Raw genomic sequence first — 16,601 nt, 5'->3', positions numbered from 1 at the left:
GGACGTGCTTCCGGCAGCCAAGGGGGAGTGTACCGGTAGTGCTCCAGTGGTGTTCTCAGCCCGGGGTCTCGCCGGGCGTGCCGCCAGTCGGCAGCCGTCCGAACCGATGGAGGACAAAGAGGCCGACACCGGTCGCGCCGACGATAGCGGCCAGTCCTCGGTAGGCGGCGGTGTAGCTGACGCCGCTCGCGACGAGCCAGCCGACGCCGCCGCTGCCGAACGCCTGTGCGGTCATCATCCCCGAAGAAAACAGCGCGTACGCGCTGGCGCGGTTCTCGTCCGGAATCGACGCGAGCATGTAGGTGTCGATGACGGGAAACAGCGCGTGGATGACAACACCGACGACGATACTGACGGCGACGACCGCGAGGAGGCTTTCAGCGAACGTCAGCGCGAACACCGACGCCGCAAAGCCGATAATGATGGCCAAAAGCAGCGGCACGTTCCGCACGCGGTCGGCTAGCTCGCCGGCCAGCAAAAACGCCGGGACGCCGGCGGCGAAAAGCACCGACAGCAGCGTTCGGCCGGTCGCCTCATCGATCCCTTTCTCGGCGGCCAGATACGGGCCATAGAGGTTGAACAACCCGTTCCACAGAAAGCCGCTGCTGCCGACGATGACGATGCCAGTGAGGATAATCGGCCACTGGGCGCGGGCGGCGGCGAGCAGACTCCGGTCTTTCGCTCCCGCGTCCGGTAGCTCGGTCCGCCGCGCCGCGACCACGAGCACAACTGTTGTCACAAACGCGAGCGCCGAGAGCAACAGAAACGTCGCCCGCCAGCCGCTGACCAGCAGGACGGCACTTACTGCAAGCGGCGCGCCGACGGCCGCAATCTGGCTCGCCATCCCGTGGACGCCGAGCGCCCAGCCGACCCGCGACGGAAACAGCTCCGTCACCAGCGGGTTCGCGGCGATGAAGTATGCCCCGCTGGAGATGCCCATCAGGAACGCGCCGACGGTGAGCCACGGCAGCGACGGTGCGAAGGCAGTCCCCGCCGACGTGCCGACCAACAGCAGCCCCGTCGCGGCGACGACGGTGTGTCGCGGGACGCGCGTCAGGAGATAGCCCGTCGGGAGCCGCGGGGCTGCGCTGCCGAGCCACGCGGCCGTGGCGACGACGCCGAGCGCCGCCGGTGTCACAGCAAAATCTGCTGCCACCGGCTGGACGAGCGGCGCGAAGACGACCCGTGCGAGGTTGACGAGAAAGACCATCGCACACAGCGAGCCGAAGAGCTGTCGGCGTGACACGCCTCCGGCTTCGACGGCGGGCGGTTTGAACGCCGCGACTCGCCGCTGTCAGTCAGCCGCCCGGTAGGCGTCGACCGCCGCTTGATATCCTTCCCGGTAGGTGGGATACGAAAACGAGTAGCCCAACTCCCGGACCCGGTCGTTCGAGCAGCGCTTGCTCGTCAGGATGCGCCGTCGAGCCGCCTCCGAAAGACTGTCGTCCTCCAGCCGCTCTTCTTTGGTCCGTTTCGGCGGCGATTCGACGCCGCATTCGTCGGCCAGCCAGTCGGCGAACGCCCACTTGTCGACGGGTTCGTCATCGACAGCGACGAGGACCTCCGACTCTGTCGCCGTCGTCAGCATGAATCGAACGACACCGGCGGCGTCGTCCCGGTGTATCATGTTGAGGTAGCCGTCCGTCACTGGACCGTCGAGGTAGCGGTTGAGACGGTAGCGGTCGGGGCCATAGAGCCCCGCGAACCGCGCGACGCCGCCGCTGATACCGTAATCGGCGGTTCGCTCCCGGGCGAGGCGCTCGGCTTCAGCCAGCACCTGCGTCTTATCGGTTGTTGGCGATAGCGGCGTTGATTCGTCGACCCAGTCGCCGTCGTGGTCGCCGTAAACGCCGGTACTTGAGGTGTAGACGAGCCGCTCCGGCGGGTCGGACCGCTCGCCGAGCGTCTCGATGACCGTTCGAAGTCCGTCGACGTAGACGCGCTCGGCGGCGTCGGCCCCACGGCCACCCGATGACGCGGCAAAGACAACCGCATCGAGCGACGGCAGCGCCGAGAGCGACTCGGGGTCTGTCAGGTCTCCCTGTATCGGCTTCGCACCAGCCGCCTCGACGGCTTCGAGGCCGGCTTCGGACCGACGCATCCCGACAACATCGTGCGTATCGCGGAGTTGCCGGGCCAACTCAAGGCCGACGTAGCCGCAGCCGAGGATGCCGACCCGCATTGTCATTTCCGCCGCTCGATGTGGTGGAAAAGCAGCGCGAACTCCGACAGCGTCATCGGGTAGCGGCCCTCCACCTTCGATTGTATTTCGCGGGCCTCAAGCTCGCCGCCGATCTCGGATTCGACGGCCTCGACATCCAAGACGGCGGTCGTCATCCCCATCAGCAGCGCATCACGAGACAGCGCGACAATCGTTCCCGCGTCCGGGGCATCTTCGCGGAGCGCCAGCAGCTCCGCGGCGTCTTCGAGCGTCAACTCCGGCAGTTCGCCGTCCAGCAGCGCCGAAAGCGCCGACCGCTCGATGCCGGTTTCGGCAGCGGCGGTGCCGATGTCGTGTTCGTCGAGAACGGCTTCGAGCGCCGAGACGTACGCCGCTTCGATGGCCGCTGGCGACGTCCCGCCCGGGTCGTCTGTGAGTTCGTGAAACATACCTTCTGTTTGGCCTCGCGGTTGAAGTACGGTTCGGGCTCAGGGCGGCCAGCCGGCGGCGCGTTCGTCTATCGTCCCATCGGTGTCGCCGACGCCGCGCGGGCCGGGCGGAACCACGACCACCACGGCGGTCTCCGTCCGGAACGAAACCCGCTCGCCGCTGCCGAGAACGGCTGTTTTCCCGTCGTGGGCGACCGTTGCAGTGCGCCCGTCGCGGAGATACGTCGTCGCTGCCTGCGGGCCGCCGCGGTTCGACCGGACCGCAAACCGCTCGTAGGTCCCGGCGATGTCGACATACCAGACGTTGACCGTCGCATACCAGTAGCCGGGTATCGGCGCAAGCGGGAACCCGGCCGGCATCGCCCCCATTGACTCGCCGAGCAGCCGCTCTCTTGCCCGCTCCTCGCCGGCTTCGAGGCCGTCGGCGAGTGTTCCTTCGAGTTCGTCAGCATACTGCTCCCGGGTCCGCTCGTGAAGTTCGTCAACCGGCTCCGCGGGTGGCCGAGCGTCGTCCCGCTTCAGCGCCGCCGAAAGCGCTGCCGTCGCTTCGGTTTCGAGCCGGCTGTCGTCTACGTTCCCCTCGACCGCCTCGACCGCTTGGTCGACTGCAGTTCCATTGGCGAGCCGCAGCGCCTCCTCGGCGGTCCCACCATCGGCTTCGAGCGCCGCCATAGCCTCGTCGGGTGCAACGCCGGCATCTATCAACGCCGCCGCCACATCGCCGCGGACATAGCGGCTCGACGCTGCGACGGCCGATGCAAGCCGGTCGTAGCCGTGTTCGTCGGGGTCGGCCGCGGCGAGCGTACTCGCCGCCCGCGAAAGCGACGTGCGTTCGGTCCCGAAGAACGGAATGCGGTCGAAGAGACTGTCGGCGACCGGGTCATGCAGCGACGGAAAGAGATTGACGTTTCTGGTCGCCAGTGGATAGACGCTGCCGCCGCCGCGGGCGTCGATTCGGTCGCGTTCGACGGCGCTCGTGGTGAGATACGAGGGTGCCGTCTCGACCTCGAACGACACCGTTCCGGCCGGGTCGGCATACGATTCAGTTGGCGGCTTCGCCGCCTGCCGATGCGCCGCGAGCGCGCCGTCGAGGCGGCTGGGGTCGATATGCTCACCGACCGTGTCATCGATGCCGTCAGCAGCCCCATCGTGTGCAGTCTCCCGCTCGCTGAGTGACGCGTCAACGCCGTCGAGATACGCCAGTTGTGCCGCCCGTTTCGTTCGCACCGCTGGCTTCGGGTCCGCGTCGACGATGAACTGCTCGCGGTCGGCTTCGAGCGCTGTCCGGAGCCGGTCCGGTGGGTTCACCCGCCCCGTTCCGACGGCCGGTGCCGCGGCGGTGACAGACCGATTCCGAGCCGTCTCGTGGGTCGCCTCGACGGCCATCTCGACATCGGACCGACTGACAGACCGTGGAGCCGTCGCCGCTGCCGTCGCTTGCAGGCGGTCGCTACTCGCAGCCGTCGCCGCCGCGCCGTCAAGCCCGTCGCCTCGGGCGACTGCCTGCGACACCGCCCGTTCGGTTGCAGCCTCGAACCGCTCCAGCGGCCCGAACGGCACGCCGGCTATCGGCTTCGTTCGCGCCTGTGCGGCAACACGGACGTGGTACTCCCGTTCGATGACACCGCCGGTCGTCGTGGTTTCGTTTCCGTCCGACCACGTCCGGGTGACTCGCTCGACGACGGTCGCATCGAAAGCCGCCCCGTCGCGAGTCGCCCAGTCGTCTGCCGCCGGTGGCTGCCCGCCAGCTGACTCGACGCTGACCGACTCGTGGCTCCGGTCGGCGACGAGTTCCCAGTCGCTTCCGGGCGACCCATCGGTATCCGCCCGTCTGTCGGTGCGGTCCGTTTCGGCCACGACACGTGCTTCGACGGTGTGTGCGCGTTCGATAACCCTCGCAAGCTCGTCCGTTCCGGTACTGCCGACGAGGTCAGCAAAGGCAGTGTCGGCCGACGCGCCGACATCGACGGTCACGTCATCGGCTTCAGGTTCTTCGCGCCATGTGCCGACCGGCTGTTTGTCCGGCGGGTCCGGACCGAGCTCATCCGCGGCTTCGAGCACCATATCGGTCCACTCCTCGTCGCCGCCGACGCCGGCGAGCAGGTCGGTTGTCGCAACTCGGCGGCCGGCAGCCGCAACGCCCCGGTCGCCGGCAGGGTCCGCGGCTCCGAACGCGGTTCGCTGTTCGGCCAGCAGAGCGTCGTTCGTCGCCAACTCGATGTGTCGCGTCCCGAGCACTGTTGCTATCGGCGCACCGCCGTACTGCGCGTAGCCCCGGGACCACGCAATCGGATACAGCCGCGCGGTGAGCCGTTGGCTCAGCCCGGAGCGAGTGACCGGCGCGTTCGCGCGCCGCTCGAAGCGCTCGGTCCGGTCGTGCAGCGACAGCGCCGGGTTAGCAACGACGACCGACGGCGAACGCTCAGTTTCCGCTACCGTCTGGTTCTCCCGGCTCACAGTAAGCGAGAGCCCGGTCAGCTCGACTGCCAGCGCCGTGTCCTCTTTGCCAGCCCGTTCGACTTCGACCCGCTGAATCGCCTCGCGGTAGCCCTCCCGGGTTGGCTCGACATCCGGTAGTGACGCGCTGACGACGGTGCCATCGCGCTCGAACGTGGTTCCGTCAACGCGGTCCAGCGCACGGAGATACACCCGCAGCCGAAGACTGTCGCGGAATGGCTGCTCGCTGTCAAGCGCACGCCCAGCGGTGGTGTTCGCCGGCGTCGTCGTCGGCTCCGCGGCGGCAGCCGTGGCGGCGGCATCGGCAGCCCCCCGAAGCTCGGTTGTCGCCGCAGCCGCCGCGCCGCCGACGGCGCGGTCTGTGGAGGTGTCAGTCCCGGCGTCGTGTGTCGAAACCGACACCGCGAGCGTGCCGCTGGTGACGAGCAACAACACACCGATGAGCGCGAAGGGGACGCGACCGCGGTCGTTCACGGCTCCCACCGCCGGACGACCACTGCTACCTCTTCAGACGGCGTTTCGAGGCTGTCGACGTCGCCGTGTCCTTCGCTTACCGTTTTGATTCGCTCTGCCAACGCCGTCGACAGCCGCTCGTTTACCGTCTCGGCGTTGGCCTCTGCTAATGGCGCATCGACCGCCGTGTCGAGAGTCGCCGCCGTCTCCGTATACTGTTCCTTGGCGGCCGGCGCGGTCCGGGAATCGACCAGCAGCCCACGCGTTCGCTCCGGCGGGAAGAGCCACGCCACGTACGCGTTCGCGAGCGATGTGGCTGGGTCGGACGCCGCAGTCGCAGGCCGGAGGCCGCTCTCGACGGTGAACGTTGTCACCGAAACGTCGGCTGTCCGGGGCGGCGGCCGACCGACCGTCACCGTTCCTGAGGTGGACGCGTCACCGAGGGGTCGCCACCGGGCGGTGACGTGTGTCCGGTCGCCGCTTCGGTTCCGCACCGCTTCAGCTGCCGCGTCGGGATAGCCGGTCGCAGCGACCGGCTCGCCGCCGACGGTCGTGTTCGCGACCGCCGCGCGGGCGAGATGGCCGGCCAGCGTGTCGTGACGGGTTGCACCATCGCTACTGACGCTTGCAGTCACCGTCCCCAGCTCCGCTGCCGCCGCATCGCCGCCGTCCGGTGCCGATGGCTCTTCGCCTGCGCCCGGCACCGCCGTGGCCAACGTAACGACGGCGACGCCGACGAGCAGGAGACAGACTGTCACATCGAGGACGGTACTCACAGCCCGCGCCACACGCACACCTCCAACAGGCCGCGGCTGACGCGCCCGGGGGCGGTCCGCACTGACACCGTCCGCCGGTCACAGTCGGCGTCGGCCGGTCGTGGCTGGCCGGCGTGCCACATTCGTCCATCGGCCCGAAGCGTCGCGTTCAGCCGGTATCCGGCCGGACTCGCCGCCGCAGCAGCCTCCGTAATCGGCGGCGCAACGACGCCGAAGTCGGCGGCCTCACTCGCGGTAGCATCCACGGCTAACGCCGCGGTTTCGTGGGTACCTGACAGCAGCGGCCACACGGAATCCAACGCCCCGGCGTAGAGCGTCAGCCCGACGCCGAGTGCGAACACCGCGACAAGCGCCGCCAGCGGCTCGGTCTGTCCGCTATCCCGCGAGGACCACATCCGTTCCCTCCCAGATGACTCGCCGAACGACGAGTTCGTCAGTGGTGTACCACTGTGGCTGTTCTGTACGGGCTGCTTCGGCAGCCTCCGCGAAGGCAGCCGGCGTGTCGAACTGTTTGTCAGGATGACTGCCTCGGAGCACCGACTGAAGCCTGTCGTCGGCTCCTGCTGGCGTTACCGGTCCGTAGCGGAGCGCTTCGTGACTGATTTCGCCGCCACCGCGGAGCGACAGCGAGCTCGTGCCGATGCGGACCGATTCGGCGTTCGAAAGCGGGTGCTTCCCGACTGCCGGGCGGTCGCTCGCGGCGACGCTGTCGATGGTCTGTGCGCCGCCGGCTGCGTCCGGCGGCGGCGACGACGGCAATGTTCCGGCGACGCCGACGGTGGCGCTGCTGACTACCGCCAGCCCGAACCAGACGTACCACGAGTCGAGGGGAACGTCGAACACGGGGCGTCTGGCCGCCCCTTCAGTTATAAACTCCCGGCCCCCGCTACTACCGCCGCTGCGTAGAACGACAGGAGATAGACGACCGTCGCCGCACAGAGCGCCGCGCCTGTCCGGTAGCCGATAGTCGGCCGGTCGAGACCGCGTTCGAGCCCGACCGACAGCGCAGTCAGCACTACCGAAAGCAAGAGCACGTACCAGCCGACAGCCAGTCCGATGCCGGCCGTCTCGGGAACACTCCCGTCGAGTGCTTCTGCCGTCCCGACGCTGTCGGCCAGCGCTACTGTCGCACCCCCGACCAACGGACCGAAGAACGCGGCCGTGTTCGAAAGCGTCGTCGTCACCTGCCCGAGGTCACGGCGCGCCTCCGTTTCCACCCGCCGGAGCTCGTCGAGATGGTCGGCCGTCTCGATGAGCGCCCGGCCGGCGGGCGCACCGGCGTTTGCGGCGACGCCGAACAGCCGTGCGGCGCTTTCAGCCCGCCGGCTCGTGAGCTCTTCGAGTGCCCCGTGGCTGCCCCGAAACGCTGTCTCGATATCGACCCGGAGCCGTCGCTGCCGGCGGGCAGCGTCGGTGAAGACCTCGCCGGCGACGCCGTCGAGTTCCTCGGCCGCGTCTGCGACAGCGCGCTCGACCGAAACGCCGTCGCTGACACGGCGCCCGACGAGATACAGCGCATCAGGCAACGATTCGTCGAACGCATCCGTTCTGTCCCGGGCCGCAATCGTCGGCCGATACAGGACGAAAAGCCCCGTGCCGACGCCGAGGCCGACCGCTGCAATCGGCCGTGTCCACCACGGGAGCACCGTCCCTGCCACCATCGCTCCGGCTATGGCCGCACAGCCGCCGGCGACGACCGCGAGCCGCCGGTCTGCCGTCCGGTCGGTCGGCGCGTCAGTCGGGAACGCGACCGGCCGACGGGAGAGCAGCCAGCCGCCGGCACCGACAAGCGCCACGGGAAGCACGATGTCGTAGACGATGACGACCGCCGGAAGCGTCGCGTTGACGCCGGCGGCCCCAGCGGCCGGGAGCACGCCGATGAGTGCGAGCGGCAACAGCACACCGAAGGCGTAGACGGCGGTGGCTGGCCCACGAAGCGCCTCGGCTGCGCTGGCGGCCCGCTCGCGCGTGCCTTCAAGAACGGCGTTCATCGCCCTATCCAGCGTCCGCTCGCGCTCTTCGGGCGGCGCTTCGGCGGCAGCTTCCACGAGCGTCAGCGACCGGTAAAACCCCGGGAACCGGTCGCGCCACGCCGTCGCGAACGCCGACAGGCCGGACCGCGGCGTGCCATCGGCGCGTCTGACGCGCCCGGCAAGCCGGTCGCCGAGCCGTCCGTCAGTCTCGGCGGCGAAGGCGGCTGCTCGCTCCGCTGCCGGGGTTATCCGCATCCGGAGTACCGCCCGGCTGACAATCGTTGGGGCGGTCCCGAGCGCCCGACTGCGGCGGAGATTGACGACCGCGAGTGCGCCGCCGCGGGCGAGTACGACCCCCGCATAGCCTGCGCCGATAGCGACGACCAGCAATCCGAACCGGCCGGTCACGATGCCGACGGCCACGAGACAGCCTCCGACGATGACACCGACACCGTCGCAGGCGGCTGCGACTTCCCCTGCCTCGCGGTCCAAAAACGGCTCGGCGTCGCGGAGCGACGCTGGGGGGCTGTCCCGGGGCGACAGCGCCGCAAGCCGGTCGACGAGGCGGTCAAATCGGGTGTTAGCAGCCACAGCTGTCATCCCTGAAACGAGTCGGCCCGACGGTGGACGACAGCCCTGACCTCGTCGGTGTGTTCTGTCGGTCGACAGAGCGGACTGACAGCGGCGTCGGTCAGCTGCATGCCGTCGACACCGACGCCGCCGACGTGTTCGAAGCCGACGCCTTCGTCGTGGCGGCGGACCGCCTCGATGGCGTTGATTCGCCGTGCCCGCTCGTCGCTGTCGTCGTATGCCTCGACGGTAACGACGAAGTCGGTGTCAGCAAACGCCGACACCGGGACGCCGAGGTCGGTGACAACCCGCTCGCGGACTGATTCACCGCCCCCGCCGTGAATCGTCCCTAACACCGTCCCGTCGGCTGCGCCGACGCGCATCGCCTCGTAGAGCACCTGTGCTTCCTCGCCTCTGACCTCGCCGACGACGAGCGCTCCGTCGCCGAGCCGAAGTGCGGTCCGCAGGGCGGCTGTCGCGGTGATGGACGCGCCGTCTCCTTCGGTTACTCGGAGGGGCTGGACATCACGCCCCGCCGACTGAAGCTCCGATACCGGAAGCTCCGGCGTATCTTCAATGGCGACCGTTCGGACATCGGGTGGAATCTCCCACAGGAGCGCGCCGAGCAGCGTCGTCTTGCCGGCCCCGCGGGCTCCCGCGAGTAGCAGCGACGCGCCACGTTCGGCGGCGACTGAGAGGAATCCCGCCGAAACAGGCGTGAGCGTGCCGTTCTCCACGAGGTCGGCGAGGCTGAACGAGGACTCGTCGTGTGCGCGGAAGGTGAACCCGGTGCCATCGCTGACCGGGTCGGTGACGCCGGCGACCCTGACCCGCCGACCGCCGGCGTCGGCGGTCGCATCGAGCGTCGGGCTCGCTTGCGAGAACGCTCGGCCGCTGGAGCGGCGAAACTGCGATGCCAGCGCATCCGCCCCGGCCGCTGTCATCCGGACGTTTGTCCGCAGCGTCTCTCCGTCGTGGCGGAGCCGAAGCCGATTTTCGGCGACCGGTGCGGTCGCAAACACGTCCGAGACTGCCGGGTCGGCAAAGCAGTCTGTGAGGACGCCCAGTCCGCCGGTGTGCTTTTCCAGCACCGACACGAGCGTCCCGACTGGGTCCTCATCGTCGGCGACCGACCGCACCGCCCGCGATGCGGCCCGCTCGCCGCCGGAGACAGCACCGCGGGCAAGCGCTTGATAAGCCGCATCCAGCGTCGCCGTCGCCGACTCGTCGAGCCGGTGTTCCGCGGGCGTGAGGTGGTAGGTATCGAGCCCGTCGTCCGCGTACCGCCGGACCACCGCGCCGGTATCGAGTTCGTAGCGCGTTCGGAGCGTGGCCGCCGGTGGTGGACGAGTCGCGACCCGCGACCGCGCCAGCGACGGCCCGACGTGCGGTCGGAGCAGCGTCTCGTAGTCGCCGCCGACGAACGCTTCCAAGCCGGTGTCGACGACGGCACGCGCGAGTCGTCCGCCGCGACCGCTGGCGGTCCGTGCCGCCCCTAGCGGGTCGGAGCGAGCCCGCACTGCCAGTTCCTCGTCGTGGTAGCCCATGGCGTCAGCGAACCGGCCTGCAGCGACCAGCAACGCCGATGCTGTCCCCTCGTAGGCGCGCTCGAAACCGGCCGATGCTGTCAGGACCACCTCGGCGTCCCTGGACTCCAGGGCTTCGATTGCCGTCCGCCGGCAGGCCGGCTCGGTCGCCAGCCGGCCGCTACCGGGACAGTCGTCGCTTTCGACGCAAAGCCGGTCGCCATCGAAGCGTGTTCGGCACCGACAGTCGGCGTCGGTCGGAAACAGTCGGTCGAGCACACGGGGGCTGGTCCCGGCATCCGACTTCAACCTTCGGCGGCGGCCCTGCCGTTGCCGCCGTGGACGCGCTCGATGCTGACGGTCGGCTCGCCATCGCTGCCCGTAATAAGCGACAGCCGAAGTCGTGACTGGCCGGTAATCTGAATCGGCTCGGTGGTGTTGAGCCGGACCGCCGTCTCGACTGACTGTTCGGGACCGTCTTTCGGGACCCACCGTAGTTTGCTGTCGATAATGAGGCTCCCGCCGGCTGCGAACACCCCTGACGGGGAGTCCACAATGATGTCTGTCGAAGCGGCACCTGTTCCCGATGTAACCGGGTCGTTTTCAGCCGCGAGTTCCTCTGCGGTTTCTGCAACTGCGGCGAGTTCGCCGGTCGCCAGCGCGGTGTTTCGGTCCGCCTCCGCCCGCTCTGCGGCCGGCAACGAGACGCCCACAAGCGCCGTCGCGAGCACTGCCGCGAGGACGACCCGAATCACAGGTGGTCTCTGAGCCGCTGGAGTCGGCCGGTGGCCGTCGGAGCGTCGGCAGCATGCTCGGTGGCATCTGCTTCGTCTTCGGCGGACCCCTCGCCGGCAGCCGAATCCCCAGACGGCTCCGTCGGGTCCACGGTCCGTTCGACGGCTTCGGCCTTTCGGAGGGCACGGTCGGCACGTCGCTCTACGTCGTCGTTTATCGCCCGGACGGAGCCGACGTATCCCCTGAGCGCCCGCACGGCCGCTTCGAGTTCAGCGACGCGGGTTTCAAGCTCATCGAGGCGGTCGACCCGGTCCGGCTGTTCGTCTTCGGCGAGGGCTCGCTCAACCGCCTCCAGCCGCCGCTCGATGGCGTCGCGGTCGTGGTCTCGCGGTGGCACATGGCTGGCTGCTGCGTAATACTATATAAATGGCCGTCCGTCTGTCGCGTCTACACCAGCGACGCGCCGTCGAACTCGTTGCGGTCGGTCTCGATGTCCAGAAGCTTCAGTATCGTCGGGGTGATGTCGTAGAGGTCGGCGTTTTTGATAGTCGCCTGCTTGTCGTCGACGAAGAGACACGCGTCCTCGAAGCTGTGCATGCCGTTCCGCGGCCCGGTGGTAAAGACCTTCTCGCCGCCCTTGAACGTCGATTTCAGGTCGAAGCCGGTGTTCGGGATGACGACTAGGTCGGGTGCGATATCGTCGTGGTCGCCGCGGAAGGCGTCCTCCTTCGTCACGACGCGGTCGGCGACCGGCTTTCCGTCCGGCCCCTCCATCGCTTCGAGGTCGGCTTTCAACTCCGACCGGACCGACTCGTATTCGTCCTGCGGCACCGTCCCGTTCGGCTCCCGACCCTTGAGGTTGAGATAGAACCGCCCAGGGATGAGCGAGTAGGCACGGGTGTCGTCGGCGATGTCGCTGAGACTGTTGTGGTCGTCGTCGTCAAAGGAGAGCCAGCCGTTCTCCTCAAGCCAGACGTTGCAGTTAACCTCGTGGTCTAGCTGCATGAACCCGTGGTCGGAGGCGACGACCATCGTCGTCTCCTCACTCAGTAGCGACCGTAGCTCGCCGAGGTACTGGTCGAGCTTGGCGTAGAACTCGAGGAACTCTTCTTTGTATTCGCCGTCGGTCACGTAGTCCTTATAGAGGAAGTGGTTGACCCGGTCGGTGGTCATGAAGACGCCGAAAAAGAGGTGCCAATCGTCCTGCTCGATGTAGTGTTTGAACGCCTCGAACCGGGCGTCGAGCGTTCGGTGTGCGTCCTCGATGAACGCCGATTTGTCCTCCTTGTGTCCGAGTTTCGCGTTAACGTCAATCTTGTAATCGAGGTCCTCAAGCGTCTCTCGGAGTTCGTCCGGATAGGCGGCCTTCTTCAGCCCGGGCGACAGAAAGCCGCTGGCGTTCCGCTGGATATCCCTGTTCGGCGGGAAGGTCACGGGAACGTTTAGCACGGTTGCCTCGCGCCCGGTGTCGTTGACGCGGGTCCACAGCCGCTTTGCCTGTACGTCCTGTCCCATCGGTACGTAGGTGTCGTAGCTGTCGACCTCACGGTCCTGAAAGCCGTACACACCCGTCTCGCCGGGGTTGACGCCGGTCGTCAGCGCCGGCCAGCAAGCGCTCGACTCCGGCGGGACGATGGAGTCGATGGCTCCGCCGCCGCCGTTTTCAGCGATAGCGGTGAGGTTTTCGAACGTCTCCTCGTTGTCGGCGACCAGCGAATACGGTACGCCGTCGATGCCGAAGAAAGCGACCCGCGGCCCGTCCCCGCCGCGAAGCCGGTCGAACAGTCCCATGTCCGGGTTACCGTGAGGCGACTACAAGAAGGTTCGTTTCGAGCGACAAAACCGGCGGTGCTCATCGAAACCGGCAACATCGACCACAGCGCCCGGCTACGCCGTCTCGTCGCCGTCGGTGCGCTGTTCGAAGTTCTCCGGAACGACGGTCGGATGCGCGACGCCGAGCGGCTTGCGTTTTTGGGTACTCATATCAAACCATAGGCACTACTCCGCAATATATCATTCCATTATCATAATGTATCACGCTAATACGTCCGATGCACTGTGGAAATGATTTCAGAAAAACCCGCAGAAGGAACGCCAACTGACGATATTCTCCAGAAAAATATTGCTAACGATTCTATGCACGTGCTGAATACCAATCGTGGGGCTGACGGGACCGCGCGGTAGCGATTGGACTGTGCGACCGCAACGAGGTTGCGTGGCGTGCCCCGGCGCGGGCTGGTAGATAGGTCGGCCGAACGGACGCACTACCGCCATCCCCGACGTGGTCGGCTTTTTTGAGCCCCCGGCACGAAGGAACGGGATATGCTGGAAAAGAACGTTGGTGGACTGGACCGTGTCGCTCGAATTGGGGTTGGCGCAATCCTCGCTGTCGTCGGATTCTCGATGCTACTCGCGGAATCGCTGTCAATACTCTACGGAGGCGTCGTACTCCTCGTCGCGCTTGTGCTGTTGGCAACGGCGGCGACACAGCGGTGTCTGCTGAACAAACTCTTGGGTGCGGATACGACTAAGCTACAGAGCGAACGGTAGGCAACAACAAAGCGGTCGGCTCCGGTCTGCTTCTAGCCGAAGTGTTCCTCGTAGAGGTCCTGTGCGTGCTCGATAGCGTCGAACGCGGCCTGCTTGTCCTCCCAGCCCTGCGTTTCGACTTCCTTGCCTTCTTCGAGGTTCTTGTAGGTCTCGAAGAACTCGTCGATCTCGTCGAGGGTCTGCTGGGGGATGTCTTCGAGGTCTTCGATGTGGTCGTAGCGGGGGTCTTCGCTGGGAACGGCGATGACCTTGTCGTCCTGTTCGCCGTCGTCGTCCATCTTCATCAGCGCGACCGGGCGGGCTTCGATGATACAGCCGGGGAACGTCTGGTCCTCGACGAGGACGAGCACGTCGAAGGGGTCCTCGTCGTCGTAGTACGACTGCGGGATGAACCCGTAGTCGCCCGGGTAGTGGACGTTGCTGTGGAGCACCCGGTCCAGCATGACACCGGGAATGTCCTTGTCGTACTCGTACTTGTTGCGTTCGCCCTTCAGACACTCGACGACCGCATAGATTTCCTCGGGAGCGTTCGGACCCGTTTCGAGGTCTTCCCACAGGTTTGCGCCAGCCATACGTGGCTCTGGGTGTGAGTGCCGCAAAGAGGTTTCGACATCGGTTGAGACCCCGCGTAGCCCCGTCAGTCACCCCGCTCTGCAACCCGTTCGATGTACTCCAGCGACGCTTCCACCTGCGCCAACTGTTCGTCGCTCGGCCACGCGTTCCGCGGGAAGTACTCGTCGCGGAACTCCTGTTTCTCGTCTGGGGCTGCCTCTTCGACCGGCTTGGCGTAGTGGTTGCTCATGAACGTCGCGAAGGCCTCGGCCGTCTCGCCGTGGACTGCCCCGTGTTCCTCACGGACCCGTCCGGCGACGGTCCGGTTGTGGCGGTCGACTTCGGCCCAGTTGTCGCCGCTTGCCGGCCCCGAGATACGTCGTTCGACCGCCCGCCCAGTGTCGTCGATTTCGCCCGGCTCGACGGTGCCGTCCTCGACCCATTCGTCCGGATACAGCACGAGTATTTCGGTGGCGTCGTCTTCGCGCACCCGGGCTCGGTATCCATGGTCGGATAGTAGACTACCGCGCTCCTCGAGATACGCCGTTTGCTCGTTTTCGTCGACGGCCTTTCGGGCGCGTCTGGTGAGCGTTTCGGCGCGCTCGACGACGGTGTCGGGAAGTTCGTCTTCAGCCATCGAGTGCCTCGTTGGCTAGGTCGTCGGCGCGGTCGTTTATCTCCCGCGGAACGTGGTCGAGTGACCACTCGCTGAACTCCTCTAGGAGCTTCCGGACCCGGACCCGCTTTTCGCGGAGCGTCGGGTCGTTTGTGTCCCACTCACCGCGGACCTGTTTGACGATGAGCTGGGAGTCGCCCTTGACAACGGCTTCATCGAATGCGTAGTCAGCCGCTGCCGCAAGCGCCTCGATGAGGGCCTCGTATTCGGCCTGATTGTTGGTCGCTCGGCCGATGCGTTCAGACCCCTCCGCGACGATGCCGTCGTCGGTGACGATGACCCAGCCGATAGCCGCCGGGCCGGGGTTGCCCCGGGACGCGCCGTCGAAGTAGATATGGGCGCGGCCGCCCCCGTCCTGCAACAGTCCGGCGAGCCGCGCGCTGTCGCCCTGCAGAACGACCTTGTCGTCGTACGCGACTGCCGTTCCACCCGCGTACTCTGTGCGCCACCGCTCGTGGTCGGTGTTTCCCGGCTCAACCTCGACGCCGGCCTCGACCAGCCGCTCGCGGGCGCGCTCGGGGTCGCACTCGATGACAGGCATACCAGTCGGTGCCGGCTACCCAGTTTTAGCTGTTGTGGTCTTTTCCGAAAACGGCAGCGCGCGGAATATCCACCCACACGGTTGCTGTCGGTTATTCTAAATTACTTGGTATTTCTCCCATGGCTTTAAGTAAACTGCTCGTATCAATATAAAAACGCGATGACACGGCCCACCCGCCAACGGGAACGCATCCGCGAGACTGAGGGGGAGACGGAAGACGAAGCCGAAGACGAGTCGGCGGAGACGACGTGTCCGGAGTGTTCATCGACGGATATCGTCAAAGACGGTGATAGGGGCGAACTCGTCTGCAACGACTGTGGACTCGTCGTTGAGGAAGACCACATCGACCCGGGACCGGAGTGGCGTGCGTTCAACCATTCGGAACGACAAGAAAAGTCCCGCGTGGGCGCGCCGACGACCCAGACGATGCACGACAAGGGGCTGACGACCCAGATCGACTGGAAGGACCAGGATGCCTATGGCCGGTCGATTTCGTCGGAGAAGCGCTCCCAGATGCACCGACTGCGGAAGTGGCAAGAGCGGATTCGGACAAAAGATGCGGGCGAGCGGAACCTGCAGTTCGCGCTGTCTGAAATCGACCGGATGTCGTCGGCACTCGGCGTGCCGCGGTCGATACGGGAAGTAGCGTCGGTCATCTACCGACGCGCGCTTGACGACGATTTGATTCGGGGCCGGTCCATCGAGGGCGTTGCCACCGCCGCCCTCTATGCCGCCTGTCGCAAGGAAGGTATCCCGCGCTCTCTGGAGGAAATCAGCGAGGTCTCCCGCGTCGAACGGAAGGAAATCGGCCGTACCTACCGGTATATCTCGCAGGAACTCGGGTTGGAAATGGAGCCAGTCGACCCACAAAAGTACGTGCCACGGTTCTGCTCGGAACTCGAACTGAGCGAAGAGGTCCAGTCAAAGGCAAAAGACATCATCGAGACGACCGCCGAGAAGGGCCTGCTTTCGGGGAAGTCGCCGACAGGCTACGCGGCGGCGGCCATCTATGCGGCGTCGCTGCTGTGCAATGAAAAGAAAACCCAGCGTGAGGTCGCCGAAGTCGCCCAGGTGACCGAAGTAACCATCCGCAACCGGTATCAAGAGCAGATAGAGGCGATGGGTATCCACTCGTGAGGGCACCCATCTTCGCTCTCCCGTATTGACTTCCAACGTGAACCC

Annotated in this window: 17 protein-coding genes; 2 read left to right on the top strand and 15 right to left on the bottom strand. The window is 66.6% G+C overall.

The window, feature by feature from the left end; genetic code table 11:
- Positions 1–55: 55 nt before the first annotated feature.
- The 12 genes from NP_RS12855 to NP_RS12800 are packed head-to-tail and all read right to left on the bottom strand — an operon-like array spanning position 56 to position 12,891.
- Positions 56–1,246: an MFS transporter gene (locus tag NP_RS12855; RefSeq protein ID WP_011324311.1), complete on the bottom strand. Its 1,191-nt coding sequence runs from the start codon at positions 1,244–1,246 to the stop codon at positions 56–58.
- Positions 1,247–1,294: 48 nt separating this feature from the next.
- Positions 1,295–2,182, bottom strand: a complete 888-nt coding sequence (locus NP_RS12850; protein ID WP_049939753.1) for an SDR family oxidoreductase — start codon at positions 2,180–2,182, stop codon at positions 1,295–1,297.
- 2 nt (positions 2,183–2,184) lie between these two features.
- Positions 2,185–2,610, bottom strand: a complete 426-nt coding sequence (locus tag NP_RS12845) for a DUF5791 family protein (RefSeq protein ID WP_011324309.1) — start codon at positions 2,608–2,610, stop codon at positions 2,185–2,187.
- 39 nt (positions 2,611–2,649) lie between these two features.
- Entirely contained in the window at positions 2,650–5,541 is a 2,892-nt protein-coding gene (locus NP_RS12840; protein ID WP_011324308.1) for a DUF7286 family protein, read from the bottom strand.
- Positions 5,538–6,308: a DUF7284 family protein gene (locus tag NP_RS12835; protein WP_049939750.1), complete on the bottom strand. Its 771-nt coding sequence runs from the start codon at positions 6,306–6,308 to the stop codon at positions 5,538–5,540. The genes NP_RS12840 and NP_RS12835 overlap by 4 nt, the downstream gene beginning before the upstream one ends.
- Complete coding sequence (locus NP_RS12830; protein WP_011324306.1) at positions 6,293–6,691, bottom strand: DUF7285 family protein; 399 nt, start codon at positions 6,689–6,691, stop codon at positions 6,293–6,295. Before NP_RS12830 ends, NP_RS12835 begins: the two co-directional genes overlap by 16 nt.
- On the bottom strand, positions 6,672–7,139 hold the full coding sequence (locus NP_RS12825; protein WP_011324305.1) for a DUF7283 family protein: 468 nt from the start codon (positions 7,137–7,139) through the stop codon (positions 6,672–6,674). The genes NP_RS12830 and NP_RS12825 overlap by 20 nt, the downstream gene beginning before the upstream one ends.
- A gap of 23 nt (positions 7,140–7,162) precedes the next feature.
- Positions 7,163–8,860, bottom strand: coding sequence for a type II secretion system protein (locus NP_RS12820; protein ID WP_232503975.1), 1,698 nt, complete (start codon positions 8,858–8,860; stop codon positions 7,163–7,165).
- A 5-nt stretch (positions 8,861–8,865) separates the two neighbouring features.
- On the bottom strand, positions 8,866–10,644 hold the full coding sequence (locus NP_RS12815) for an ATPase, T2SS/T4P/T4SS family (protein ID WP_011324303.1): 1,779 nt from the start codon (positions 10,642–10,644) through the stop codon (positions 8,866–8,868).
- A 26-nt stretch (positions 10,645–10,670) separates the two neighbouring features.
- A complete protein-coding gene (locus NP_RS12810; protein WP_011324302.1) occupies positions 10,671–11,120 on the bottom strand; it encodes a DUF7311 family protein in 450 nt (149 codons plus the stop codon).
- A complete protein-coding gene (locus NP_RS12805) occupies positions 11,117–11,497 on the bottom strand; it encodes a DUF7310 family coiled-coil domain-containing protein (RefSeq protein WP_011324301.1) in 381 nt (126 codons plus the stop codon). The genes NP_RS12810 and NP_RS12805 overlap by 4 nt, the downstream gene beginning before the upstream one ends.
- 50 nt (positions 11,498–11,547) lie before the next feature.
- Positions 11,548–12,891, bottom strand: coding sequence for an alkaline phosphatase family protein (locus tag NP_RS12800; protein WP_011324300.1), 1,344 nt, complete (start codon positions 12,889–12,891; stop codon positions 11,548–11,550).
- Positions 12,892–13,422: 531 nt separating this feature from the next.
- Here NP_RS12800 and NP_RS12795 point away from each other — a divergent pair.
- Complete coding sequence (locus tag NP_RS12795) at positions 13,423–13,650, top strand: YgaP family membrane protein (protein ID WP_011324298.1); 228 nt, start codon at positions 13,423–13,425, stop codon at positions 13,648–13,650.
- Positions 13,651–13,682: 32 nt separating this feature from the next.
- On the opposite strand, the gene NP_RS12790 is transcribed toward NP_RS12795, so the two are convergent.
- From NP_RS12790 to rnhA, 3 genes are all read right to left on the bottom strand, one after another.
- A complete protein-coding gene (locus NP_RS12790; RefSeq protein ID WP_011324297.1) occupies positions 13,683–14,222 on the bottom strand; it encodes an inorganic diphosphatase in 540 nt (179 codons plus the stop codon).
- Positions 14,223–14,287: 65 nt separating this feature from the next.
- The gene (locus NP_RS12785) at positions 14,288–14,839 is read right to left on the bottom strand and encodes a DUF7108 family protein (RefSeq protein WP_011324296.1); all 552 of its coding nucleotides are present in this window, start codon (positions 14,837–14,839) and stop codon (positions 14,288–14,290) included.
- Positions 14,832–15,419 (bottom strand): ribonuclease HI, encoded by a 588-nt coding sequence (rnhA, locus tag NP_RS12780; RefSeq protein ID WP_011324295.1) that lies wholly within the window; start codon positions 15,417–15,419, stop codon positions 14,832–14,834. Before rnhA ends, NP_RS12785 begins: the two co-directional genes overlap by 8 nt.
- A gap of 159 nt (positions 15,420–15,578) precedes the next feature.
- Here rnhA and NP_RS12775 point away from each other — a divergent pair, with 159 nt between their 5' ends.
- On the top strand, positions 15,579–16,556 hold the full coding sequence (locus NP_RS12775) for a transcription initiation factor IIB (RefSeq protein ID WP_011324294.1): 978 nt from the start codon (positions 15,579–15,581) through the stop codon (positions 16,554–16,556).
- Positions 16,557–16,601: the final 45 nt, after the last annotated feature.

The organism is Natronomonas pharaonis DSM 2160 (assembly GCF_000026045.1).
In the GTDB taxonomy this organism is placed as follows: Archaea; Halobacteriota; Halobacteria; order Halobacteriales; family Haloarculaceae; genus Natronomonas; species Natronomonas pharaonis.
Note: the sequence above shows the minus strand (reverse complement) of the source record. Positions and strands in the feature narration are given on the sequence as shown.

Bases quoted from the DNA above. Each gene is read 5' to 3' on its own strand.
- NP_RS12800 (WP_011324300.1), bottom strand. From the start codon at position 12,891: ATGGGACTGTTCGACCGGCTTCGCGGCGGGGACGGGCCGCGGGTCGCT.
- NP_RS12830 (WP_011324306.1), bottom strand. From the start codon at position 6,691: ATGTGGTCCTCGCGGGATAGCGGACAGACCGAGCCGCTGGCGGCGCTT.
- NP_RS12845 (WP_011324309.1), bottom strand. From the start codon at position 2,610: ATGTTTCACGAACTCACAGACGACCCGGGCGGGACGTCGCCAGCGGCC.
- NP_RS12785 (WP_011324296.1), bottom strand. From the start codon at position 14,839: ATGGCTGAAGACGAACTTCCCGACACCGTCGTCGAGCGCGCCGAAACG.
- NP_RS12790 (WP_011324297.1), bottom strand. From the start codon at position 14,222: ATGGCTGGCGCAAACCTGTGGGAAGACCTCGAAACGGGTCCGAACGCT.
- NP_RS12795 (WP_011324298.1), top strand. From the start codon at position 13,423: ATGCTGGAAAAGAACGTTGGTGGACTGGACCGTGTCGCTCGAATTGGG.
- NP_RS12850 (WP_049939753.1), bottom strand. From the start codon at position 2,182: ATGCGGGTCGGCATCCTCGGCTGCGGCTACGTCGGCCTTGAGTTGGCC.
- rnhA (WP_011324295.1), bottom strand. From the start codon at position 15,419: ATGCCTGTCATCGAGTGCGACCCCGAGCGCGCCCGCGAGCGGCTGGTC.
- NP_RS12775 (WP_011324294.1), top strand. From the start codon at position 15,579: ATGACACGGCCCACCCGCCAACGGGAACGCATCCGCGAGACTGAGGGG.